Raw genomic sequence first — 22,562 nt, forward strand, 5'->3', positions numbered from 1 at the left:
ACAGGCCCGGGACCGGCACAGGCCCGGGACCGGCACAGGCCCGGGACCGGCACAGGCCCGGGACCGGCACAGGCCCGGGACCGGCACAGGCCCGGGACCGGCACAGGCCCGGGACCGGCACAGGCCCGGGACCGGCACAGGCCCCGGGGCCGGAGACGAGGCGGAGGTCGGCCGCTGGACCCGGAGCGGGCGCAGGCCCGGAGCGGGTAGCGGCGCGGGCCCGGGCCTACGGCTCCGGGGCCGGCCCGGAATCAGGCAGGCGCAAGCCGCGGCCCGATGGCGGCGCAGACCGGGACGCGATGGGCGTACGGGCGCGAGCCCGCTTCCGGAAGCCCCGGGGCCCCGGAAGCGGAGCCTCATGGTCCGGGAGGTGCCGGGTCCGGGCGCCGGGGCGCCGGGTTCCGGGAGGCGCCGGGTTCCGGGGGCCGTGGCGCCGGGTCCGGGGACCCCGGTGACCCCGGCGGCCCCGGCGGCCCCGGCGGCCCCGGTGGCCCCGGTGGCCCCGGGAGGGGGCTGGGCACCACGTCGCGGTACGACTATTGCGCTCTTCCCCGAAGCGCGGACCCCCGCGCCCTACGCTCTGAGGACGTTGCGTGATCTTGGGCCGTGGTTGCGGCCAGGGCCCGGGACCCGCCCGAGCCACCGCAGGAGCGCGATGCCCGACAGCCCCGCCCCCGGACCCGGCGCCGCGCACCACGGCTCGGCCGCCGACCCGACCACGCTGCTGCTCGCCAGCGCCCGGCTCACGGACGGGCGGACGGTCGACGTCCGACTCGGCGGGGGCCGCATCCAGGCCGTCGGCACGGCGGGCAGCCTGCCCTCCCCGGCCCCGTCCCGTGTCGACCTGAGCGGCTACCTCCTGCTCCCCGCCCCCGCCGAACCGCACGCCCACGGCGACACCGCCCTCACCGCCGACGCCGACGGCCCGGTGCCGTACACGGTCGACGAGGTCCAGCGCCGGGCCACCGAGGCCGCACTGCTCCAGCTCGGCCACGGAGCGACCGCCGTCCGCTCGCACGTCCGCATCGGCGACGTCCACGGCCTGCGCCCGCTGGAGGCGGTCCTCCAGGCCCGCCGCTCCCTGCGCGGCCTCACCGACCTCACCGCCGTGGCCGTGCCCCGGCTGCTCACCGGGGTGGCCGGCGCCGACGGTCTCGCGATGCTCCGCGACGCGGTCAAGATGGGCGCGGCCGTGGTCGGCGGCTGCCCCGACCTCGACCCCGACCCGACCGGTTTCCTGGAGGCCGTACTCGAACTGGCCGCCGAACACGGCTGCCCCGTCGACCTGCACACCGACGGCGACGACCCGGCCCGGCTGGCCCGGCTCGCGGCGATGGCCGGCGGGCTGCGCCCCGGGGTGTCCATCGGGCCCTGCGCCGGCCTGTCCCGGCTCCCCCTCGACGCCGCCGCCCGCGCCGCCGACCAGCTCGCCGCGGCCGGCGTACGGGTGACCTGTCTGCCCCAGGGCAACTGCGCGGCTCTGGAACGGCGCAGTCCGCGTTCGGCCCCGGTCCGGCTGCTGCGCGCGGCCGGGGTCCGGGTCGCCGCGGGCAGCGGCGCCCTGCGCGACGCCGCCAACCCGGTCGGCCGCGGCGACCCGCTGGAGGCCGGCTACCTGCTCGCCTCGCAGGGCGGACTGCGCCCGGCCGAGGCGTACGAGGCGATCAGTGCCGCGTCCCGGGAGGCGATGGGCCTGCCGGAGGTCCGGGTCGAGGCAGGCTTCCCGGCCGAGCTGCTCGCCGTACGCGGCGACCGGATCGCCGCCGTGCTCTCCTTGGCCTACAGCCGGATCGTCATCCACCGCGGCCGGGTGGTGGCCCGTACCAGCGCGGTGCGGGAGTACTGCGACTCGGCCGTCGCGGTGGCCCTGGACCTCCCCCGGCAGGGCCGTATGGAGCCAGGCCCCTGAGCGCTTGCGGGCAGGCGGGCGCCGGGCGTCGTACGGTCGGACCATGCGCATCGTCATCGCGGGTGGACACGGTCAGATCGCACTGCGGCTGGAGCGGCTGCTCAGCGCGCGCGGCTACGAGGTCGCGGGCATCATCCGGAACCTGGCACAGGGCGACGACCTGCGGGAGGCAGGCGCCGAACCGGTGCTGTGCGACCTGGAGTCGGCCTCCGTCGAGCAGGTCGCCGCGATTCTCCAGGGCGCGGAGGCCGCCGTCTTCGCGGCGGGCGCCGGACCGGGCAGCGGCGCGGCGCGCAAGCACACCGTGGACCTGGGCGCGGCGGTGCTGTTCGCCGATGCGGCCGAACGGGCGCGGGTGAGCCGCTTCGTGATGATCTCTTCGATGGGCGCCGACGCCCGGCATCCGGGTGACGAGGTGTTCGACGCCTATCTGCGCGCCAAGGGCGAGGCGGACGACCACGTACGCACCCGGCTGGGCCTGGAGTGGACGATCCTGCGCCCCGGCGCGCTGACCGACGACCCGGGTACCGGCCTGGTCCACCTGGCCGCCCGGACGGGCCGCGGGGCAGTGCCGCGCGACGACGTGGCGGCGGTCGTGGCCGAGCTGGTGGAGACCCCGGCGACGGCGGGGCTGACGCTGGAACTCGTCTCCGGCTCCACGCCGTTCCCGGTGGCGGTCAAGGACGTGGCGGGCAACTGACGCCCGGCACAAGCCACTCGGCGCGCCGCTCGACCCCCGCCCCGCCCTTCAGAAGTCGACCTTCACCTGGTCGTCGGAACGCCCTACGGAGTCCTGGTCGTAGTCGGTCTGGTACGCCCGCCGGATCCGCTCGATGTGCACGCTGCGGTTCTCGGCCTCCTTCTCGGGGTAGAGCAGCACGAGTTCGTACGAGTGCTCGCGCACGATGTCGCCGTCCGCCTCGCGCCACTGCCCGCGCCCCTCCTGGAGGGTGAGCCCCTCCGGGAACGCGGGTGTCACCGCGCGGTCGAGGAACTCCGTGAACTCCTTCTCCCCGATCTCGCCGCCGTGCGCGCGCTGGGTGCCGAAGTACAGCCTGGTCTCGTGGTAGGGCTGCCCGACGTCTCCCTGCAACGCCCCGACCAGTGCCGGAATCCCCGCCCCGAGCAGCATGAGCAGAACCCCGCCGCCGACCTTGCCCCGCGCCTCAGTTGTCCACTTCACGCGTGGTCAAACGACACTGCAGCCCGGTGGATGCGCAGATCGCCTACTTCTTCCCCTTCCGGCCGCGCTTGGCCTGCTTCGTCTGCTTGACCTGCCCCATGAGCAACCGCTGCGCCGCGAAGGGCTTGCGCATGGCGATGTACACCTCGGCCAGGAGTCTGGCCGTGCCCAGGGTGTCCGGGTGGCCGCTGCCGATGATGCGCCGCTGCCTGTCGAGGGCGTCCTTGAGGAGCTCCACCGCTTCGTCGTACCGCTGCAGTGAGCCGAGGGCGGCGCCTGCGACCGCCTGCCCGACCACCGTCGCGGGATGGTCGTCCCCGAGCACCCGCCGCGCCCGCGCCAAGGTGTCCTGGGCCAGCTCGTGAGCCTCGGCGACCTCGCGCAGTTCACGCAGTGCGAGGGAGACCTGCGAGGCCGCCTGCAGGGTGCGCGGATGATCACCGCCGAACACCCGCCGCCTGCGGTCCAGCACGTCCCGAGCGGCCTCGTACGCCTCCTGGCGCCTCCCCAGGCCACGCAGGGCCAGAGCCACGGCCTCGGCCGATCCGATGGTGTCGGGATGGTCGTCGCCGAGGGTGCGAGCCAGCCGCAGCTGTGATTCCTCGGCCATCCGAAAGGCTTTTCCGAACTCGCCCAGTTGCATCAGGATGGTCGGGAGCATCGCACCGAGTTTCAGCGTGGTCGGATGGTCGTCACCCAGGACCTGCCGCCCCCGGACGAGCGCGTCCTGGGCCATCCGCTCGGCTTCCCTGACCTCGCCCAGTCCGAACAGGGCGGCGGCGGCATTGCTGGCCGACTGCAAGGTGTCCGGATGGTCCTCCCCCAGCACTCTCCGGCGCCGGGCGAACGCCTCCTCGGCAAGGTCCTGGGCATCGCGGTGGCGGCCCAGCCTGCTCATCGTGGCCCCGAGGTCGTTGAGTGATTGCAGCGTGTCCGGATGGTCCTCCCCAAGGACCCGTCGACGCAGCTCAAGGGTCTCCTTGATCAACGGCACGGCTCCGCCGGCGTCGATTCCTTCGGCCGTCGCGTGTCCGAGGTACTGCAGGCACGTCAGGGTGTCCGGGTCCTCCTTGCCCAGGCTCGCGATCCACACCTCGGACAGGGACGACGCCACGCTGTGCGCCGTTCTCGTCCGACCGCTGTGGAGGAGGAAGTGAACCGCCCCCAGCAGCGTCCGCCGAAGCTCCGGGCGCTCGGCGCACAGGTCGGGCTGGGCGGTGAGGTGGGCGGTCAGCGAGGCCCAGGCCGGCCAGTTCTCCGGTCGCTTCGGATCGCCGGGGTCGATGGCGGCCAGCACGGTGGCGACGTCGGCGCGGATCAGCCCGGCCTGTTCGGGCGCGGTCCGGTCCCGGAGCACCCCCTGGGTGAGGCGGTGGATCTGGAACGTCGCCCGGTCCAGGCGGACCAGCCCGTAGCGCCTGAGCGAGGCCAGCTCCGGCTGGGGCCACATGAGGTCGCCCTCGGCGTCGGCGAGCGACCGCAGGGCGGGGCGGACGCCTTCGAGCCATGCGAGGGGAATGGGCTCGGGCCCGAAGAAGGCGCCCAGCATCAGGACCGACACCGCCTCCGGATGCTCGTTGCCGAGTCGGCCCGCGGCGATCTCCACGGCGGCGGCGAGCGATGCGGCGTAGCCCTGCGGAGCCTTCTCGCTGAGGATCCGCTCGGTGTTGGTGGCGAGCAGCTCGCGGTAGTGCTCGGCGGTCATGCCGCTGCCCACGACCCCGGCCGCCTGGGCCAGGGCCAGGGGGAGGTCGCCGAGGTCCTGGGCGAGGAGGTCGGCCTGGTCGGTCGGGATGCCCGTCACGCGGGCCGTCAGGTACGCGAGGGAGTCCGCGCGGGTGAAGACCTCCAGCGGCGTCTGCGCGGCCACCCCGTGCCAGTCCGGGTTGCGCGAGGTGATCAGGACGTGGCCGGGGCCCTCCGGCAGCCAGGGGGCGATCTGGGCGGGCTGCTCTGCGTTGTCGAGGATCAGCAGCCAGCGGGGGCGCGTCCGTAAGGCGCTCAGCAGGGCCCGGGCGTTGGACTCGGAGCCGGCTTCGGGCTTGGCGATGCCGAGGCGGTCGGCGAGTTCGGTGTAGTGGACGGGGATCTGGTCGGCCTGCTCGGCGTCGATCCACCAGACGATGTCGTACTGGGCCTTGAACCGGTGCGCGTACTCCAGCGCGATCTGCGTCTTGCCGATGCCGCCCATGCCGTGCAGGGCCCGTACGACGGCCTGCCGGCCGCTGAGCAGGTCCTCGCGGAGCGCCACGATCTGCGCCTCGCGGCCGGCGAAGTCGGGGTTGCGGCGGTCGGCCTTCCACACCTCGGGCTCTCCGTCGACACGGGGCAGCCGGGGTGCCAGGTGCTCGGCGGCCCGGAAGTCCTCGCCCGTGGGGAAGTCATCGCCCGCCGGGGCGGTCTCGCCCGCCGCGGCGCCGGCGCCGCCCGGAGGGGCCTGCCGCCCGCCCGGGCCCGGGAACGGCGGCGGCCCGTCGGGCCGGCTGCCGCCGTTGACGGCCTCCTTCAGCGCCTCCAGGGCAGCCACCTCGCCCAGGCCGTGGAGGTTCTTGCGGAGCTTCGCGGCCAGCGTCGCCGGGATGTCGGCCATGACGAGGGGTTCGAGGGCGAGCGGGATGACCCGGCTGCGCAGGGCGACGGTGGCGTTGCGTTCCTCGCGGGTCCAGCGCTCGGGGTCGAAGTAGGCCCGGGAGAACAGTGCGACCACCGCGTCGGCCCCGGCGAGGGCGCGATCCATGTGGTCGACGAAGTCGTCGCCGGTGCGCCAGTCCCACACGTCGAGCACGACCCGGTGCCCGGCCCGCTCCAGGTGCCAGCCGACCCACTCGGCCCAGGGGCGGTCGATGCCCGCGTAGCTGATGAAGAAGCGCTGGTTGCCGTCGGCCATTCCCGTCCCCCCGGAATCACCCTGCGGTGCTCGTGCCGATGATGTGGTCACCGTCACCTCATGATCCCGCCTACCGCATGCCAGGGACGGCGGATTGCCGAAAGAAGGCCCCGCTGACCGTCGCCACGGTCGAAGGGGCCGCAGAAACGCTTCTCCGGTGAACAGGCGCCTCTACTTGGCGCACGGGTTCGAGTCGATCCACTCGATCGGGTTGCAGAACGTCAACTCTGCTCCTCGTGATTCACCCCCTCCTGCGCGCCGTCACGGCCGCCGCACTCGCCGTCCTGCCCCTCACCCTGAGCACCCCGGCCCATGCCGCCGACACGACCCTCCCCCTGGCCGACGCGGTGAAGGCCCTGCCCCTCGCCGCCGAGTCCCGCGACGGCTATCAACGCACCTCGTTCAGACACTGGAACTCCGGCAAGATCCCCACCGACGGCTGCAACACCAGGGCCGAGGTCCTCCTCGCCGAGGCCCGACAGGCCCCCGAGGTGCTGCCGGGGTGCAAACTGGCCGGCGGCCTCTGGTGGAGCTACTACGACGCGAAGTGGCTCAGCCCGGGCAGCGCTCTCGACGTCGACCACATGGTGCCGCTCGCCGAGGCGTGGGACTCCGGGGCCTCCCAGTGGACCCCCGAACGCCGCGAGGCCTACGCGAACGACCTCGACAGCGAGCGCTCCCTGGTCGCCGTCTCCGCCGCCTCGAACCGCAGCAAGGCCGACCAGGACCCGGCCGAGTGGCTGCCGCCGGCCGTGGACGCGACGTGCCGGTACGTCTCGGAGTGGACCGCCACCAAACTCCGCTGGGGCCTCGCCCTCGACCTCGCCGAACAGGAGGCCCTGGCCCAGCACGCGGAAGCCTGCCCGACCACCACGGTCACCTACGAACGCGCACCGTAGCCCGGCCGCCCGCAGGGCCCCTGAAGACCGAAGAAGCCCCTCTGCTGCGTTTCCGCAGATCAGAGGGGCTTTCTTCGCGTGGCGGCGCCAGGATTCGAACCTGGGTAGGCTAAGCCGACGGATTTACAGTCCGCTCCCATTGGCCACTCGGGCACACCGCCATGGGATGTCGCCGGCGAGTCCGTCTTTCGGCGGTTCTCCCTGGCAACGACGTAAACGATACCTGATGCTCGGGGGTGCTTCGCCACCGGATTGATCAGCGCTTCCGCCGGATGCGGTGGCTAGGCTTTGCGCAGTGGTCCGGGCAGGTGCCCGGCCGCTTTCCTCTGAGCAATCCCAGCCGACTTCAAGGAGCCACAGCACATGGCCGACTCCAGTTTCGACATCGTCTCGAAGGTCGAGCGGCAGGAGGTCGACAACGCCCTCAACCAGGCCGCCAAGGAGCTCTCGCAGCGCTACGACTTCAAGGGCACCGGAGCCTCCATCGCCTGGTCCGGCGACAAGATCCTGATGGAGGCCAACTCCGAGGAGCGGGTCAAGGCCGTCCTCGACGTGTTCGAGACCAAGCTGGTCAAGCGCCAGATCTCGCTCAAGGCGCTCGACGCGGGCGAGCCGCAGCTGTCCGGCAAGGAGTACAAGATCTTCGCGACGATCCAGGAGGGCATCTCCCAGGAGAACGCCAAGAAGGTCGCCAAGATCATCCGCGACGAGGGCCCCAAGGGCGTCAAGGCCCAGGTCCAGGGCGACGAGCTGCGCGTCAGCTCCAAGAGCCGCGACGACCTCCAGGCCGTCCAGCAGCTCCTCAAGGGCAAGGACCTGGACTTCGCGATCCAGTTCGTGAACTACCGCTAGCAGACCCATCTGAGCTGCGGAAACGCTAGCTTGCGGCCTGGGAGGGCACATCGAGGGCGCAACGCTGAAGACAGCGTCGATCGGCGCCGCTTGATGTGCCCTCCTCGCCGTGAGGAGGGCCGGGCCGACCCCATCGCGGGCTTCGACCGAGCCATCGGCTCGGAGCTCCTCCGCGCCGCCACGTCGACGGAGCGCCGAGGGCGTGGCGGCGTCCGGTATCCGGCAGCGCGCCGGCCTGCCGTCCCGTCAACGTGTCAGGGGGCTGTACCCGGATGTTCAAGCGGCTGCTGCGGCGGATCGACGGCACGTCGGTCGAGGTCGACACGCAGGTGCTGGACCTTCTCCGTGTGTCCGCGCTTCCGCTCCACGAGGCGATACTGAACGCCTTCGCGGAGGAGGGCTTCGTGTGCGGGTCCGCCGAACTGGTGGACCAGCGCCTCCCGGAGGTGGACCAGCTGTTCGACTTCCATCAGTCCTTCCTTCTCACCGCCCTCGCGCCCACCCGTGGGCTGGGCGATCTGGAGGTCACCGTCCTCACCAACGCGGTCGGCTGCGAGATCTTCGTCCGCTCTGCTGCACCCGAGCGGCGGTACTGGGACGACAGAGGTCCGGCGCGGCGCTTCATCGCGGCGCACCACGACGTGGAGCGGATCGACTGGCTCGCGGAAGTCCGCCGGTGGATCGATGAAGTGGCGCTGCTGGCACGCTGAACAGTCCGCCGGTCGGCGCACACCTCGCACGAATGCGGGTGGCCCGTCCACACAGTCGGAGAGAAAGACGTGGTCACAGGCCCGCATCGCCCTTTAGCCTGCGCAGATGATCGAGTCAGAGTCGACCGGTGTGGTCGTCGGCGTAAGGGATGCCGGCCCGCGGGCCGTCCGGTTGTGTTTCTCCGAACCCACTCGCCCGTTCCCGGAGATCGAGAACGATCTGATGCTCGACTTCTGCGTGCGAGCACGGGGTGAGTGGGTGAGCGTCGAGGTGTCCGTCCGCACGTGGGCGGGTGACGGCCTCGACTCCTTCCTCGACGAGTTGGCCGAAGACTTCCGCGGGTGGGAGGGAGCGCGCACCTGGCGGTCTCTGGAGCACGACCTGACGCTCTCGGCCACACACGACCCGAGAGGCTACGTCCATCTGACGTGGGGGCTTCATGACCGCCCGCCGTCCGAGGAATGGCACTTCGAGACCACTACAGTGCATGCAGCAGGCGAGGACATGCGCAACCTCGCCACCGAGATCCGCGCCTTCCTTGTGACCGACTCATGACAGCCACAGCAGGCGCCGGGGACCGCCTCGGCGATCGCCCGCGATGTGCCTTCGGCATGGGCGCCCAGGCCGTACGGGACGTGAGTCGGCCGGGCGCGTATCGCTGAGCTGTGCGCGGGCGTTCGGGCGGCGCCCGGTGGGTGTGAGCCGCGCGTGTGCGGCGCGTGCTTCTGCGAAGCCCCCTGTGGTCACTTGGCGTGCATGGGTGCTCCCACCAGGCTGGTGGCATCCATCACCGCGTGGCAGGGGGTTCTCGCATGCCTGGGGCCGGCACTCTCCGCGACGACTTCGGGGCGTCCGTGGTCGTCGCGCTGGTCGCGCTTCCGCTCTGTGTCGGGATCGCCGTCGCCTCCGGGGTGCCGGCGGAGCTGGGGATCGTCACCGGAGTGGTGGGCGGGCTCGTGGTCGGGTGCTTCCGGGGCAGCTCGCTCCAGGTCAGCGGGCCCGCCGCGGGGATGACCGTGCTCGTCTACGAGGCCGTGGGGGTCTACGGGCTGACCGCGCTCGGGGTACTGGTGCTGGCCGCCGGGATGCTGCAGCTGGGCATGGGGGCGCTGCGGCTGGGCCGGTGGTTCCGGGCGATTTCCGTCGCCGTCGTGCAGGGCATGCTGGCGGGGATCGGGCTGGTGCTGATCGCCGGCCAGATCTACGCGCTGGGCGACGTCACCGCGCCCGGCGGGATGCCGGCCAAGGTGAGCGGGCTGTCCGGGTTCGCCGGGCGGGCCGAGTGGGCCGCGGTGGCCCTGGGCGTGGGGACCGTGCTGGTCGTCGTCGGCTGGCAGCGGCTGCCGGCCCGGGTGCGGGTCGTGCCGGGGGCGCTGGTCGGGGTGGCCGCCGCGACCGCGGCCGCGGCGGCCCTGTCCCTGCCGGTGGAGCGGGTGCGGGTCTCCGGGGTGCTGGACGTGGTCGATCCGCTGAGCGGCACGGAGCTGGCGGTGCTGGCCTCCCCCGCGGCTGTCGGCACCGTGGTCGCCCTGGCGCTGATCGCCTCCGCCGAGACGCTGTTCAGCGCGGCCGCCGTGGACCGGATGCACGACGGCCCGCGCACCGACTACGACCGGGAGCTCGTGGCCCAGGGGGTGGGCAATGCCGTGTGCGGGCTGCTCGGGGCCTTGCCCATGACGGCCGTGGTCGTGCGCAGCGCCGCCAATGCGGAGGCCGGGGCCCGGACCCGGGCGGCCAGGGTGCTGCACGGTGCCTGGCTGCTGCTGTTCGCCGTGGCGGTGCCCCAGGCGTTGTCCGCCGTGCCGCTGGCCGCCCTGGCGGGGGTGCTGCTGCACGCCGGCTGGAAGCTGCTGCCCGGCAAGGCCGTGGTGACGCTGTGGCGTACGCACCGGGGCGAGGCGGTGGTGCTGGTGGTGACGGCCGGGGCGATCGTGGCCACGAACCTCTTCGAGGGGGTGCTGCTGGGGCTGGTGCTGGCGGTCGCCAAGGCCGCCTGGGAGACCTCCCACGTGCACGTGGAGCAGGTGTGGGAGGAGGACACGCTCTGCCTGCGGGTGGTGGGCAACGCCAGCTTCCTGCGGCTGCCCAAGCTGCTGGACGTGCTGGAGGCCCAGCCGGGCGACCGCAAGGTGCGGCTCGACCTGAGCGGGCTGCGCCATCTCGACCACGCGTGTCTGACCGCCCTCGACGGCTGGGCCCGGCAGCGGGAGTCGGGGAGCCGGCCGGTACCCGGCCGGGAGGAGGCCACGGAACCCGGCTAGTCTCCGCCCCGTGGAACGTGAATTGAGGCGCACTCTGGGTGTCTTCGACGCGGTCGTCGTCGGTCTCGGCGCGATGGTCGGCGCGGGGATCTTCGCCTCGCTCGCCCCTGCGGCCCGGGCGGCGGGCAGCAGCCTGCTGTGGGCCCTGGCCGTGGCGGCGGTGGTCGCCTACTGCAACGCGCACTCCTCGGCGCGGCTGGCCGCCCGGTATCCGGCGTCCGGGGGCACGTACGTGTACGGGCGCGAACGGCTCGGGCCCTTCTGGGGATATCTGGCCGGCTGGGGCTTCGTGGTCGGCAAGACCGCGTCCTGCGCGGCGATGGCGCTGACCGTCGGGGCGTACGTCTGGCCCGGCCGGGAGCACGTGGTGGCGGTCGCGGCGGTGGTGGCGCTGACCGCGGCGAACTACGGGGGTGTGCAGAAGTCCGCCCGGATCGCGCGGCTGATCGTGGCGGCGGTACTGGCGGTGCTCGCCGGGGTCGTGGTGGCATGCCTGACCTCTCCGGCGGCGGACTCCGGGCGGCTGACGGCGGGGGCTGCCGGAGGTGTGGCCGGGCTGCTCCAGGCGGCCGGGCTGTTGTTCTTCGCGTTCGCGGGCTATGCGCGGATCACCACCCTGGGCGAGGAGGTGCGCGATCCGCAGCGGACGATCCCGCGGGCCGTGCCGGTGGCCCTGGGGATCGCGCTGGTGGTGTACGCCGCGGTGGCCGTGGCGGCGCTGTCGGTGCTCGGTGCGGACGGGCTGGCCGCGTCGGTGGCGCCGCTGGCCGACGCGGTAGGGGAGGCGGGCCGGCCCGGACTGGCCCCGGTGGTCCGGGCGGGCGCGGCGCTGGCGGCACTGGGCTCGCTGCTGGCGCTGGTGCTCGGGGTGTCGCGGACGGCGCTGGCGATGGCCCGGGACGGCCATCTGCCCCGCACGCTGGCCGCCGTGCATCCCCGCCACCAGGTGCCGCAGCATGCGGAGCTCGCCGTGGGGGCGGTGGTGGCGGTGCTGGCCGCCACGGTGGACGTGCGGGGCGCGATCGGCTTCTCCTCGTTCGGAGTGCTGGTCTACTACGCGATCGCGAACGCCTCCGCGTGGACGCTCGATTCAGGTGTCAAGGGTCGGGCCGTGGCAGCGTCCGGGCTGGCCGGCTGTCTGGTGCTCGCCTGCACGCTGCCGGCCGCGTCGGCGGTGGCGGGTGCAGCGGTGCTTGCGCTGGGCGCGCTGGTGTACGCGGTGCGGCGCGGGCGCCTCAGGTCCGGGATCTGAGGTCGGGCCAGGGCGCAAGCTCCAGGTCGAACTCCTCCCCCGCGCCGGATTCTTCGCAGAACCAGGCCGTGCCGTCGAGCCAGCCGCGCAGCCAGTCGGCGAGGCCGGGCGCGTCGACGTACCAGGCGAGGTCGGGGTCTCCCGGGTTGGGGTCGAACAGCAGGACCTGGGCCGTGTCGGAGCGGCAGTCCACGCACATCAGCATCCCGCAGCCGAAGTCGGCCATGGGGAGCACGCCTTCGGGCCAGCGCCACGCGGAGGCCCGCATGTCCTCGTAGGTCCGTATGGCCTGCTCCAGCGTCAGCAGGCCGTACTCCGGGCCGAATCCGCCGTTGGCCACACGGGTGTAGAGCCCGGTCAGCAGTGGCGGTAGGGGGCTTGCGGCTATGCGCTCGACCCGGGCCACCTCCACGGCGCTCGCGACGGCCGGCAGAGGGCCCTCGGCCCCCTGCCGGGACGTGCGTACGTGCGCGGCCACGCGCTCCAGCAACTGCTCCTGCTCGGTCTCGTTCATGGCCCCATCGTGGACCCGCCCACCGACAGCGCGACAGCCCTGTGGATAACCCTAGCGGGTGGCGAACGGCGCGTCCGTGGGGACGATTTCGCGGCCCAGCGGCAGCAGCGAGATGGGGATCATCTTGAAGTTGGCGATGCCGAACGGGATGCCGATGATCGTGATGCACAGGGCGATGCCCGTGAAGATGTGTCCGAGGGCGAGCCACCAGCCCGCCAGGACCAGCCACAGGATGTTGCCGATGGCCGATCCGGCGCCGGCGTCGCGCCGCTCGACGGTGGTGTAGCCGAAGGGCCACAGCGCATAGAGCGCGATGCGGAAGGAGGCGACACCGAAGGGGATGCCGATGATCGTGATGCAGAGGATCAGGCCGGCCAGGCAATAGCCCAGGAACAGCCAGAACCCGCTGAGCACGAGCCATATGAGGTTCAGGATTGTCTTCACTGCCTGCGGCCTGCCATCTGTTCGAGCCGGGCGATCCGCTCGGCCATGGGTGGGTGGGTGGAAAACATCTTGGTCAGTCCGGCGCCCGGGCGGAAGGGGTTGGCGATCATCATGTGGCTGGCGGTCTCCAGGCGCGGCTCGGGCGGCAGCGGCAGTTGCCTGGTGCCGGCGTCCAGCTTGCGCAGCGCGCCGGCCAGCGCCAGCGGGTCGCCGGTGAGCTGGGCGCCGGAGGCGTCGGCCTCGTACTCGCGGGAGCGGCTGACGGCCAGCTGGATCACGGTCGCGGCCAGCGGCCCGAGGATCATGATCAGCAGCATGCCGAGCAGGCCGGGGCCCTCGTCGTCGTCGGACCGGCCGATGGGGATCAGCCAGGCGAAGTTCACCAGGAACATGATCACGGAGGCGAGCGCTCCGGCGACCGACGAGATGAGGATGTCGCGGTTGTAGACGTGGCTGAGCTCGTGGCCGATGACGCCGCGCAGCTCCCGCTCGTCGAGGATGCGCAGGATGCCCTCGGTGCAGCACACGGCCGCGCTGCGCGGGTTACGCCCGGTCGCGAAGGCGTTCGGCGCCTCGGTCGGGGAGATGTAGAGCCGGGGCATCGGCTGGCGTGCGGAGGTGGAGAGCTCCCGGACCATGCGGTAGAGCGCGGGCGCCTCGAACTCGCTGACGGGGCGGGCACGCATCGCGCGTAGAGCCAGCTTGTCGCTGTTCCAGTACGCGTACGCGTTGGTGCCGAGGGCGACCAGGACCGCGACGATCAGACCGGCCCGGCCGAAGAAGCTCCCGATGACGATGATGATGGCGGACAGCCCGCCGAGGAGTACGGCGGTCTTCAGCCCGTTGTGCCGGCGGTGCACGGTACGCCCTCCAGGTGGTGCGGCAGGGGGACCCGGCAAGGGGTTCTACGGTCCAGTGGACCCTCCCTTCCTGGTCAACGCCAGGCGGGAGCGCCGGGTTCCCGGGCACGGCCGGGGCGGGCGTTACGCCGTTCGGGGCGGTACGGGCGCCGGTGCGGCCGGCACGGGCGCCCGTACGCCGGTCACTGCGGGAAGAGGCTGGTCACTGCGGGAAGAGGCTGGTGGCGGCGTAGCGCAGGACGGCCTCGGGGGCGCCGGAGAGCACCACCGCCACGACGCCGGTGACGGCGATCGCGACCGAGATCGGGACCGGGATCCGGGCGGGCGCGGCCGTGGGCGTGACCGTGGCCGTGGCCGCCGGGGCGGTGGTGGCCGCAGCCGCCTCCTCCGCCGCCTTCGGCGCGCGGAAGAGCACCGCCGTCCACTGGAGGTAGTAGTAGAGCGCCACGACCACGTTGACCGCCATCACGACGGCCAGCCAGCCCAGCCCCGCGTCGACCGCGGACTGGAAGACCACGACCTTCGCGAAGAGTCCGATGATGCCGGGCGGCAGGCCGGCCAGGCACAGCAGGAAGAAGGCGAGGGCCAGGGCGGTCAGCGGGCGGCGCGCGTACAGCCCGCGGTAGTCGCTGATCCGGTTCGCCGGCGCGGTCCGGGCGACCAGGGCCGCCACCGCGAAGGCGCCGAGGTTCACGACGGCATACATCAGCGCGTACGCGACGGTCGAGCCGATCGCGTCGCGCTCGGAGTACGCGGCGGCGGCGATCGGCACCAGCAGGTAGCCGGCCTGGCCGACGGAGGACCAGGCCAGCAGCCGTACGGCGCTGTGCGCGCGGTCGGGTGCCTGGCGCAGCGCGGCGGCGTTGCCGATGGTCATGGTGAGCGCGGCGAGCACGGCGAGGGCCGGGCCCCAGATGTCGGAGTACGACGGGAAGGCGATCACCGTGACGAGGATCAGGCCGGTGAAGCCGACGGCCTTGCCGACGACCGAGAGGTAGCCGGCGATGGGCAGCGGGGCGCCGACGTAGGTGTCCGGGACCCAGAAGTGGAAGGGCACGGCGGCGGTCTTGAAGGCGAAGCCGATGAGGGTGAGGGCGACACCCGCCATGGCGAGGGTGTCGAGCTGCGCGGGCACCTCCTCCAGACGGTCGGCGACCTGGGTGAGGTGCAGGGTGCCGGTGGCCGCGTAGACGAAGCTGACGCCGAGCAGCGAGACGGCGGTCGCGGTGACCGAGGAGAGGAAGAACTTCAGCGCGGCCTCGGAGGAGAGCCGGTCGCCGCGGCGCAGGCCCACGAGGGCGAAGGCGGGCAGCGAGGCCACTTCCAGGGCGACGATGAGTGTCGCGAGGTCGCGGGAGGCGGGCAGCAGGGCGGCGCCGGCGGCCGAGGAGAGCAGCAGGAACCAGAACTCGCCGGCCGGCAGGCTGCCCTCGCGGGCGCCGGTGACCGACAGCAGAGCGGTGAGCAGGGCGCCGGCCAGGACCAGGAACTGGATGACGAGCGTGAACTGGTCGGCGGTGTAGCTGCAGGCCGTGGGCGCGTCGGCGAGGCAGAAGGTGGAGCGGTCGCCGGAGCGCAGCGGCAGCAGCAGCGCGAGGGAGGCGGCCAGGCCCGCGATGGAGATCCAGCCCAGGACCGGCTTGCCGCGCCGGTCCAGGAACAGGTCGGCGATCAGCACGACGACGGCGACGACCGCGGGCAGGGTGGCGGGGGCGATCGCGAGCCAGTCGACGGTCTGGACCAGGCTGGCGCCCGGGCCTGCGGCGGTGGTGAGCAGCGCCGTCATGCGTTGCCTCCTGCGAGGAGCTTCTGGACGGCCGGGTCGGTGAGGCCGAGGAGGATCGCGGGCCACAGGCCGGCGAGGACGGTCAGGGCGACGAGGGGGGTCCAGGCGGCGAACTCGTAGCCGTGGACGTCCGCGAGGACCGCGGGGGCGGCGTCGGGACGGGCGTGCGGATCGCCCATGCACACCCTGCGTACGACAATCAGAAGATATGCGGCGGTGAGCAGGGTGCCGAAGGCGCCGATCGCCATGAAGGTGAGGAACGCGGGCCGGGACAGGCCCTCGGCCGGCTCGAACGCGCCGAACAGCGCCAGCATCTCGCCCCAGAAGCCGGCGAGTCCCGGCAGCCCGAGGGAGGCGACGGCGGCGAAGGCGAGCAGCGCGCCCATGCGCGGCGCGCGGCCGTACAGGGCGGCGCCGGTGGCCCCGGCGAGGGTGTCCAGGTCGCTGGTGCCCCAGCGGTCCTTGAGCGCGCCGACCATGAAGAACAGCAGGCCGGTGATCAGGCCGTGGGCGATGTTGGCGAAGAGCGCGCCGTTGACGCCGGTGGGGGTCATGGTCGCGATGCCGAGCAGGACGAAGCCCATGTGGCCGACGGAGGAGTACGCGATGAGCCGCTTGAGGTCGCCCTTGGCGCCCTTGCGGGTCAGCGCGAGGCAGGCGAGGGAGCCGTAGACGATGCCGACGGCGGCGAACGCGGCGAGGTAGGGCGCGAGGGTCTGCATGCCGTCGGGGGTGACCGGGAGCAGGATGCGGACGAACCCGTACGTGCCCATCTTCAGCAGCACGCCCGCGAGCAGGACGGAGCCGACGGTGGGCGCGGCGGTGTGGGCGTCCGGCAGCCAGCTGTGCAGCGGCCACATCGGGGTCTTCACGGCCAGGCCGAGGCCGATGGCGGCGGCGGCCACGAGCTGGGTGGTGTACGTGAGTTCGCGGCCGTTGTCAGTGGCCAGTGCCACCATGTCGAACGTACCGCTGTTGATCCCGATCAGCAGCAGGCCGAGCAGCATGACCACGGAACCGAGCAGCGTGAAGAGGATGAACCTCCAGGCGGCGGCCTGCCGCTGGTCACCGCCCCAGCGGGCGATGAGGAAGTACATCGGGATGAGCACCATCTCGAACGCCAGGAAGAACAGCAGGAGGTCGAGGACGGCGAAGGTCGCGAGGGTGCCGGACTCCAGGACCAGGAGCAGCGAGACGAAGGCCTTCGGGGAGGGGCCTGCCGGGAGCTTGAAGTAGGAGTAGAGCGCGCACAGGAAGAACAGCAGCGCGGTCATCAGGAGGAGGGGGAGCGAGATGCCGTCGACACCGAGGTGGATCCGGACGTTCAGCGCCTGGATCCAGCTGATGTCCGTCGTCGCCTGGAAGCGGGCGGGGGTGTCGTGGTCGAAGCCCAGGGTGAGGGCGACGGCCGCGGCGAGGACGGCGCCGGTCACGGTCACGCCGTGGCGCAGCACGGCCTGCTCGGGGCTGCGGCCCTTGAGCCCGGGCGGGGGCGGCAGCAGGGCCGCGAGCGCGCCGAGGAGCGGTCCGGCCACGATGAACGCCAGAAGGAACTGCATCACGGATGGGCTGATATCGATCACGGCTGACTCACGGCTCACGATCCGGCGTTGACGTTGGCGAGGACGGCGGTGGCGATCGCCAGGACCACGGCACCGGCGAACAGGGTGCTCAGGTAGCTCTGCACGTTGCCGGTCTGGGCCCGGCGGACGAGGGCGCCGAGCAGCCGGGGTGCGCCGCCCGCACCGCGTACGTAGGTCTCGACGACCTCGCGGTCCAGGAAGTGGACGAGGCCGGCGGCGGCGCGCACGGGGCGTACGAACAGGGCGGCGTAGACGGCGTCCAGGTGGAAGCCGGCGGCGGCGTGCCGGTACAGCGGACCGAGGAGGGCCTTGCCGGGGTCGGGGACCGCGCCGGCCACGACGGCCGGGTGGTCGTGGGTGACCTCGTCCACCTCGGGCGCCTGGGCGGCCGATTCGACGGCGGCGTGCTCGGCCTCGGCGGTGGCGGCGGCGGTCGGCAGGCCGGCCGGGACCCGGGCGGCCCGGGCGGCGGCGCGCTGCCACAGGGCGTAGGTGAGCGCCACGCCGATGACGGCCGCGCCCGTGCCGAGCACGGCGGTGGCTACCGTCGGGGAGAGCTCGTGTCCGTCGAGCCAGTCGGGCAGCGGGCCGGCGGCCAGGCCGAAGCCGATCGACGGCACGGCGAGCAGCCACAGCACGCCGGTCATGGCGAGCGGTTCCTTGCCGTGGTCGGGGGCGGCGGCGCCCCGGCCGCGGAAGGCCATCAGCCACAGCCGGGTGGCGTAGGCGGCGGTGAGCAGGGCGGTCAGCACACCGGCGACGAGCACCAGCCAGCCGGCCGCGCTCGGGGCGCTGTCGGAGTGGCCGGTGGCGGCCTGCTCGGCGGCCACGAGGACGGCTTCCTTGGAGAAGAAGCCGGCGAAGGGCGGGATCGCGGCGAGCGCGAGCAGCGCGATCGTCATGGTCCAGAAGGCGTCCGGGATGCGCTTGGCCAGTCCGTCCATGCGGGCCATCGCGGACAGGGAGTTCGTGCCGGCGGCGTGGATGATCACGCCGGCGCCGAGGAAGAGCAGCGCCTTGAAGGCGCCGTGGGACAGGAGGTGGAAGAAGGCGGCCCCGCGGTCGCCGACGGCCAGGGCGCCGGTCATGTAGCCGAGCTGGCCGACGGTCGAGTAGGCGAGGACGCGCTTGATGTCGTCCTGGGCGAGGGCGGCCAGGCCGGAGCCGACCATCGTCACCGCCGCCATGACCGCCAGCACGACGAGCGCGGCGCGCGACGCCGTGAAGACGGGGAGGAGACGGGCGATGAAGTAGACACCGGCGGCGACCATCGTCGCGGCGTGGATCAGCGCGGACACCGGGGTCGGGCCGGCCATGGCGTCCGGGAGCCAGGTGTGCAGCGGGAACTGCGCGGACTTGCCCGCGACGCCGGCCAGCAGGAGCAGTGCGATCAGCGTCGGGTGGTCGAGTCCGCCCGCGGCGACGGCGCCGAGGATCTTGGTGATCCGGAAGGAGCCGGCGTCGACGGCGAGCGCGAACAGGCCGATCAGGAACGGCACGTCGCCGAGCTTGGTGACGAGGAAGGCCTTGAGGGAGGCGGAGCGGGCCGCCTCGGTCTCCCAGTAGTGGCCGACCAGGAAGTACGAGCAGATGCCCATGATCTCCCAGCCGACCAGCAGCACCATCAGGTCGCCGGAGTAGACGACGAGCAGCATGGCGGAGGTGAACAGTGAGACCAGAGCGGCGTACGACGGGTAGCGCGGGTCCTCGCGCAGGTAGGCCGTGGAGTAGACCTGGACGCAGGTGGCCACGACGCCGACCAGGACGGCCGTCAGCACGGCGAAGCCGTCCAGGTACAGGGCCAGGTCGATGGGCACCGAGCCGGTCGGGGTCAGTTCGGTGGCCACGTCGATCGGCCGGCCGCCGCCTTGGCTTACGGCGACCAGGACGGCCAGGACCGCGGCGGCCAGCGTGGGCAGCACGGCCAGCGGCCGGACGAATCCGGGGGCCGTGCGGCCCAGCAGCAGGCCCGCCACCGCACCGGCGAAGGGCAGCAGCGGGACGAGGACGGCGAGGGTCGTGGTGGTCACGCGGCGACCTCCGGCCGGGGGGCGGTCGGTTCGGCCGGGGCCGAGTCGGACGTGGGCGCGGGCTCGCGCCCCTCGACGGTGTCGCGCAGCCGGTCCACGTCGGAGGTGCCCCGGTTGCGGTACACCATCAGCACGATGGCCAGGCCGATGCCGATCTCGGCGGCGGCGATGGCGATGGTGAAGAGGGTGAGTGCCTGGCCGGCGTGCACGGTGTCGCGCAGCCAGACGTCGAAGGCCACCAGGTTGAGGTTGACGGCGTTGAGCATCAGCTCGACCGACATCAGCACCAGGATGGCGTTGCGGCGGGCCAGTACTCCGTACAGGCCCGTGCAGAAGAGCAGCGCCGCGAGGACGGCGGGGTAGGCGAGGTGCATCAGCGCTTCCCCTCCTGGCGGGCGGTGCCGGTGTCGCCGTTCTTGCGGGACAGCACGATGGCTCCGATCAGCGCGGCCAGCAGCAGGACGGAGAGCGCCTCGAAGGGCAGTACCCAGTGCCGGAAGAGGATCTCGCCGGACACGGCGGTGGAGCCCTGGACGGGTCCGTCGAGGTCGATCCAGGTGGTCCGGAAGGCGTCCACGACGACCCAGACCAGGGCGCCGGCGGCGGCCACGGCGACGCCGAGGGCGACCCACCGGTTGCCCGAGTCGGCGTCGGGCGACGGGCCGATGGGCGCCTTGGTCAGCATCAGTCCGAAGAGGAGGAGGACGACCACGGAACCGAGGTAGATCAGGACCTGCACCCACGCGATGAACTCGGCGGTGAGCAGGAGGTACTCGACGGCGATGCCGCCGAGCGCCACGACCAGCCAGAGGGCGGCGTGCACCAGCTGCTTGGTCGTGACGGTCACGACGGCCGCGCCGAGGGTGGCGAGGCCGACGAGCAAGAAGGCGATCTCGACGCCGCTCGGCGACAGGAAGCCGGGGCTCGCGCCGGAGCCTGCCGCGGCGGCCGCGGCCAGGGTGGTGCCGATCATCGGGCGGTTCCTCCCGCCGGGGATTCCGGGGTGCCGGGCGTACCGGGCGTGCCGGGCGTTCCGGGCGTTCCGGGCCCGGTGGTCGGGGCGTCCTGGGCTGCGGCTGCGGCGGCCTGGGCTGCTGCCGCGGCGGCCGCGGCTTCGGCCTTCTCGACGGCCTTGCGGGCCGCCGCGACCTCCTTGGGTTCCTCGGCGGCCGGGTCGAGGGCGGGCGGGGCCGGCACGGTCCACATCCACTCGCGCAGCTTGTCGCGCTCGTGGGTGAGGTCGCGGATGTCGGTCTCGGCGTACTCGAACTCCGGCGACCAGAAGAGGGCGTCGAAGGGGCACACCTCGATGCAGATGCCGCAGTACATGCAGAGGGAGAAGTCGATGGCGAAGCGGTCGAGGACGTTGCGGCTGCGCTCACGGCCGCCGGGGGTGACGGCCGGGATCGTCTCCTTGTGGGAGTCGATGTAGATGCACCAGTCGGGGCACTCGCGGGCGCAGAGCATGCAGACCGTGCAGTTCTCCTCGAACAGCCCGATGACCCCGCGGGTGCGGGGCGGGAGCTCGGGCTGCGCGTCGGGGTACTGGGCGGTGTGCGACCGCTTCGTCATCGTGCGCAGGGTGACGGCGAGGCCCTTGGCGAGGCCGGAGCCGGGGATGGGAGGCATTACTGGATCGCCACCTTCACGATGCCGGTGAGCGCGATCTGGGCGAGCGCGAGCGGGATGAGTACGGTCCAGGCCAGCTTCTGGAGCTGGTCCTCGCGCAGCCGCGGGTAGCTGACCCGCAGCCAGATCACGACGAAGGCGAGGACCGCGGTCTTGAGCAGGGTCCAGCCCCAGCCGCCGCCGAAGGGGCCGTGCCAGCCGCCCAGGAAGAGGACGGTGGTCAGGGCGCACAGGACGACGATGCCGGCGTACTCGGCGAGGAGGAAGAGGGCGAAGCGCAGGCCGGTGTACTCGGTGTAGGCGCCGAAGATGATCTCGGAGTCGGCGACGGGCATGTCGAAGGGGGGCCGCTGGAGCTCGGCGAGGCCGGCGGTGAAGAACACCAGGGCGCCGGTGATCTGCCAGGGCAGCCACCACCACTCGAAGGCGCCGACGATGCCGGGGAGGGAGACCGTTCCGGCGGCCATGGCGACGGAGGCCGCCGCGAGCAGCATCGGGAGCTCGTACGCGAGCAGCTGGGCGGCGGTCCGCAGGCCGCCGAGCAGGGAGAACTTGTTGGCCGAGGCCCAGCCGGCCATCACGCTGCCGAGGACGCCGACGCCCATGACGGCCAGTACGAAGAAGAGGCCGGCGTCGATGACCTGCCCGACCGCGCCCTCGCTCGGGCCGACGGGGATGGCGACGAGGACGAGGAGGTACGGCAGGAGCGCGACGGCGGGGGCGAGCTGGAAGATGCGGCGGTCGGCGCCTGCCGGGACCACGTCCTCCTTCTGCGCGAACTTGACGCCGTCGGCGACGAGCTGGGCCCAGCCGTGGAAGCCGCCGGCGTACATGGGGCCGAGGCGGCCCTGCATGTGGGCCATCACCTTGTGCTCGGTCTGCCCGATGACGAGCGGCAGCACGAGGAAGACGGCGAAGACGACGATGAGTCGCAGGGCGACGTCGAGGACGTCGTTCACGCGTCGCCTCCGGGGTCAGGGGTGGATTCCGGTTCGGGCGGGGTCATGGGCTGAGCGTTCCGCTCCGGCTCGGGCGTGGGCCGGGGCTCGGTCTGCGGCCCCGGCATGGGCTGAGCCTGCGGCTCGGGCTCGGGCTCGGGCGTGCGCCCGGGCCGGGGCTTCCGCTCGGGCGCGGGCTGGGGCTTCGGCCCGGGCGCGGGCTCGGCGTTCCGCTCCGGCGCGGGGTGTGCCCCCGGCTCGGGCGACGCCTCGGCCTTCGGCCGGTGGGCGGATTCGGCCTCCGGCCCGGGCATGGGCTGAGCCTGCGGCTCGGGCGCGGATTCGGCCTCCGGCCCGGGCGCGGGCTGAGCCTGCAGCGCGGGCTCAGGGTGCGCCTTCGGCTCGGGCGCGGGCTCGGCCTGCGGCCCCGGCGCGGGCCGAGTCTGCGACTCGGGCTCGGGCGTGTGCCCCGGCCCAGGAGTGGGCTCGGCCTTCGCCTCGGGCGCGGATTCGGCCTCCGGACCGGGCATGGGCTGAGCCTGCGGCTCGGGCTCGGGGTGCGCCTTCGGCTCGGGCGCGGGCGTCGGCTCGGCCTTCGACCCCGGCGCGGATTCGGCCTCCGGTCCGGGCGTGGGCCCCGGCTCGGGCTCAGTGGCCGCGGGCTGGGGGGCGGGCTCCGGAGTCGGGGCGTCGGCGGGCTTCGCCTGCGGGGTGCCGGTCGCGGGGGTCGGCTCGTCGAAGGCCGGCTTGGGGTTGTGCCAGGGCGGGGCCGGGCCGGGCGGGGGCGTGGGCGGGGCGGGGGGCCGGGACGGGGCGCTGGTCGT

The 22,562-nt window shown here is 73.1% G+C and carries 20 protein-coding genes, 1 tRNA gene and 1 pseudogene; 8 read left to right on the forward strand and 14 right to left on the reverse strand.

Features of this window, described 5'->3' with window-relative positions:
* Nucleotides 1-655: 655 nt before the first annotated feature.
* Nucleotides 656-1,909 carry an amidohydrolase family protein gene (locus tag GPJ59_RS16500; protein WP_219667904.1) on the forward strand — a complete coding sequence of 418 codons (1,254 nt, stop codon included), beginning with the start codon at nucleotides 656-658 and terminating at the stop codon, nucleotides 1,907-1,909.
* Between the two features lie 43 nt (nucleotides 1,910-1,952).
* Nucleotides 1,953-2,609: an SDR family oxidoreductase gene (locus GPJ59_RS16505; RefSeq protein ID WP_219667905.1), complete on the forward strand. Its 657-nt coding sequence runs from the start codon at nucleotides 1,953-1,955 to the stop codon at nucleotides 2,607-2,609.
* Nucleotides 2,610-2,657: 48 nt separating this feature from the next.
* Here GPJ59_RS16505 and GPJ59_RS16510 read toward each other — a convergent pair whose 3' ends face one another.
* Together GPJ59_RS16510 and fxsT are read right to left on the reverse strand one after the other, a co-directional pair.
* Complete coding sequence (locus tag GPJ59_RS16510; RefSeq protein WP_219667906.1) at nucleotides 2,658-3,092, reverse strand: DUF3574 domain-containing protein; 435 nt, start codon at nucleotides 3,090-3,092, stop codon at nucleotides 2,658-2,660.
* Nucleotides 3,093-3,135: 43 nt separating this feature from the next.
* Nucleotides 3,136-5,979 (reverse strand): FxSxx-COOH system tetratricopeptide repeat protein, encoded by a 2,844-nt coding sequence (fxsT, locus tag GPJ59_RS16515; RefSeq protein ID WP_219667907.1) that lies wholly within the window; start codon nucleotides 5,977-5,979, stop codon nucleotides 3,136-3,138.
* Between the two features lie 236 nt (nucleotides 5,980-6,215).
* On the opposite strand from fxsT, the gene GPJ59_RS16520 reads away from it, so the two are divergent.
* On the forward strand, nucleotides 6,216-6,878 hold the full coding sequence (locus tag GPJ59_RS16520) for an HNH endonuclease family protein (protein ID WP_219667908.1): 663 nt from the start codon (nucleotides 6,216-6,218) through the stop codon (nucleotides 6,876-6,878).
* Nucleotides 6,879-6,957: 79 nt separating this feature from the next.
* Here GPJ59_RS16520 and GPJ59_RS16525 read toward each other — a convergent pair.
* A tRNA-Tyr gene (locus GPJ59_RS16525) sits at nucleotides 6,958-7,039 on the reverse strand.
* A 202-nt stretch (nucleotides 7,040-7,241) separates the two neighbouring features.
* On the opposite strand from GPJ59_RS16525, the gene GPJ59_RS16530 reads away from it, so the two are divergent.
* From GPJ59_RS16530 to GPJ59_RS16550, 5 genes are all read left to right on the forward strand, one after another.
* Entirely contained in the window at nucleotides 7,242-7,730 is a 489-nt protein-coding gene (locus GPJ59_RS16530) for a YajQ family cyclic di-GMP-binding protein (RefSeq protein ID WP_219667909.1), read from the forward strand.
* 272 nt (nucleotides 7,731-8,002) lie between these two features.
* Nucleotides 8,003-8,440, forward strand: coding sequence for a sporulation protein (locus tag GPJ59_RS16535; protein WP_219667910.1), 438 nt, complete (start codon nucleotides 8,003-8,005; stop codon nucleotides 8,438-8,440).
* A 106-nt stretch (nucleotides 8,441-8,546) separates the two neighbouring features.
* Complete coding sequence (locus GPJ59_RS16540; RefSeq protein WP_219667911.1) at nucleotides 8,547-8,996, forward strand: DUF6228 family protein; 450 nt, start codon at nucleotides 8,547-8,549, stop codon at nucleotides 8,994-8,996.
* A gap of 257 nt (nucleotides 8,997-9,253) precedes the next feature.
* Nucleotides 9,254-10,702, forward strand: a complete 1,449-nt coding sequence (locus tag GPJ59_RS16545; protein ID WP_219667912.1) for a SulP family inorganic anion transporter — start codon at nucleotides 9,254-9,256, stop codon at nucleotides 10,700-10,702.
* 10 nt (nucleotides 10,703-10,712) lie between these two features.
* On the forward strand, nucleotides 10,713-11,954 hold the full coding sequence (locus GPJ59_RS16550) for an APC family permease (RefSeq protein ID WP_219667913.1): 1,242 nt from the start codon (nucleotides 10,713-10,715) through the stop codon (nucleotides 11,952-11,954).
* On the opposite strand, the gene GPJ59_RS16555 is transcribed toward GPJ59_RS16550, so the two are convergent.
* From GPJ59_RS16555 to GPJ59_RS16605, 11 genes and pseudogenes are all read right to left on the reverse strand, one after another.
* Nucleotides 11,938-12,468: an SMI1/KNR4 family protein gene (locus tag GPJ59_RS16555; RefSeq protein ID WP_219667914.1), complete on the reverse strand. Its 531-nt coding sequence runs from the start codon at nucleotides 12,466-12,468 to the stop codon at nucleotides 11,938-11,940. The genes GPJ59_RS16550 and GPJ59_RS16555 overlap by 17 nt on opposite strands.
* A 51-nt stretch (nucleotides 12,469-12,519) precedes the next feature.
* Nucleotides 12,520-12,912, reverse strand: coding sequence for a YccF domain-containing protein (locus tag GPJ59_RS16560; RefSeq protein ID WP_219667915.1), 393 nt, complete (start codon nucleotides 12,910-12,912; stop codon nucleotides 12,520-12,522).
* Complete coding sequence (gene htpX / locus GPJ59_RS16565; RefSeq protein WP_219667916.1) at nucleotides 12,909-13,772, reverse strand: zinc metalloprotease HtpX; 864 nt, start codon at nucleotides 13,770-13,772, stop codon at nucleotides 12,909-12,911. Before htpX ends, GPJ59_RS16560 begins: the two co-directional genes overlap by 4 nt.
* Nucleotides 13,773-13,974: 202 nt before the next feature.
* Complete coding sequence (locus GPJ59_RS16570) at nucleotides 13,975-15,558, reverse strand: NADH-quinone oxidoreductase subunit N (RefSeq protein WP_219667917.1); 1,584 nt, start codon at nucleotides 15,556-15,558, stop codon at nucleotides 13,975-13,977.
* Nucleotides 15,555-17,141 carry an NADH-quinone oxidoreductase subunit M gene (locus GPJ59_RS16575; RefSeq protein WP_219667918.1) on the reverse strand — a complete coding sequence of 529 codons (1,587 nt, stop codon included), beginning with the start codon at nucleotides 17,139-17,141 and terminating at the stop codon, nucleotides 15,555-15,557. Before GPJ59_RS16575 ends, GPJ59_RS16570 begins: the two co-directional genes overlap by 4 nt.
* A 14-nt stretch (nucleotides 17,142-17,155) precedes the next feature.
* The gene (locus GPJ59_RS16580; protein WP_219667919.1) at nucleotides 17,156-19,171 is read right to left on the reverse strand and encodes an NADH-quinone oxidoreductase subunit 5 family protein; all 2,016 of its coding nucleotides are present in this window, start codon (nucleotides 19,169-19,171) and stop codon (nucleotides 17,156-17,158) included.
* Nucleotides 19,168-19,545, reverse strand: a complete 378-nt coding sequence (gene nuoK / locus GPJ59_RS16585) for an NADH-quinone oxidoreductase subunit NuoK (RefSeq protein ID WP_219667920.1) — start codon at nucleotides 19,543-19,545, stop codon at nucleotides 19,168-19,170. The genes GPJ59_RS16580 and nuoK overlap by 4 nt, the downstream gene beginning before the upstream one ends.
* A complete protein-coding gene (locus GPJ59_RS16590) occupies nucleotides 19,545-20,144 on the reverse strand; it encodes an NADH-quinone oxidoreductase subunit J family protein (protein ID WP_219667921.1) in 600 nt (199 codons plus the stop codon). The genes nuoK and GPJ59_RS16590 overlap by 1 nt, the downstream gene beginning before the upstream one ends.
* Nucleotides 20,141-20,800, reverse strand: coding sequence for a NuoI/complex I 23 kDa subunit family protein (locus GPJ59_RS16595; RefSeq protein WP_219667922.1), 660 nt, complete (start codon nucleotides 20,798-20,800; stop codon nucleotides 20,141-20,143). Before GPJ59_RS16595 ends, GPJ59_RS16590 begins: the two co-directional genes overlap by 4 nt.
* The gene (locus tag GPJ59_RS16600) at nucleotides 20,800-21,759 is read right to left on the reverse strand and encodes a complex I subunit 1/NuoH family protein (RefSeq protein WP_219667923.1); all 960 of its coding nucleotides are present in this window, start codon (nucleotides 21,757-21,759) and stop codon (nucleotides 20,800-20,802) included. Before GPJ59_RS16600 ends, GPJ59_RS16595 begins: the two co-directional genes overlap by 1 nt.
* Nucleotides 21,756-22,562: pseudogene (locus GPJ59_RS16605) on the reverse strand (NADH-quinone oxidoreductase subunit C); the annotation flags it as partial. The gene GPJ59_RS16600 and the pseudogene GPJ59_RS16605, both read right to left, overlap by 4 nt.

This window comes from Streptomyces bambusae, assembly GCF_019400985.1.
Lineage (GTDB): Bacteria > Actinomycetota > Actinomycetes > Streptomycetales > Streptomycetaceae > Streptomyces > Streptomyces bambusae_A.

Excerpts from the sequence above, each read along its gene's own strand:
- GPJ59_RS16590 (WP_219667921.1), bottom strand. The coding sequence starts at position 20,144 with ATGATCGGCACCACCCTGGCCGCGGCCGCCGCGGCAGGCTCCGGCGCG.
- GPJ59_RS16505 (WP_219667905.1), top strand. The coding sequence starts at position 1,953 with ATGCGCATCGTCATCGCGGGTGGACACGGTCAGATCGCACTGCGGCTG.
- GPJ59_RS16500 (WP_219667904.1), top strand. The coding sequence starts at position 656 with ATGCCCGACAGCCCCGCCCCCGGACCCGGCGCCGCGCACCACGGCTCG.
- GPJ59_RS16530 (WP_219667909.1), top strand. The coding sequence starts at position 7,242 with ATGGCCGACTCCAGTTTCGACATCGTCTCGAAGGTCGAGCGGCAGGAG.
- GPJ59_RS16535 (WP_219667910.1), top strand. The coding sequence starts at position 8,003 with ATGTTCAAGCGGCTGCTGCGGCGGATCGACGGCACGTCGGTCGAGGTC.
- GPJ59_RS16540 (WP_219667911.1), top strand. The coding sequence starts at position 8,547 with ATGATCGAGTCAGAGTCGACCGGTGTGGTCGTCGGCGTAAGGGATGCC.
- GPJ59_RS16570 (WP_219667917.1), bottom strand. The coding sequence starts at position 15,558 with ATGACGGCGCTGCTCACCACCGCCGCAGGCCCGGGCGCCAGCCTGGTC.
- GPJ59_RS16595 (WP_219667922.1), bottom strand. The coding sequence starts at position 20,800 with ATGCCTCCCATCCCCGGCTCCGGCCTCGCCAAGGGCCTCGCCGTCACC.
- GPJ59_RS16545 (WP_219667912.1), top strand. The coding sequence starts at position 9,254 with ATGCCTGGGGCCGGCACTCTCCGCGACGACTTCGGGGCGTCCGTGGTC.
- fxsT (WP_219667907.1), bottom strand. The coding sequence starts at position 5,979 with ATGGCCGACGGCAACCAGCGCTTCTTCATCAGCTACGCGGGCATCGAC.
- nuoK (WP_219667920.1), bottom strand. The coding sequence starts at position 19,545 with ATGCACCTCGCCTACCCCGCCGTCCTCGCGGCGCTGCTCTTCTGCACG.
- GPJ59_RS16555 (WP_219667914.1), bottom strand. The coding sequence starts at position 12,468 with ATGAACGAGACCGAGCAGGAGCAGTTGCTGGAGCGCGTGGCCGCGCAC.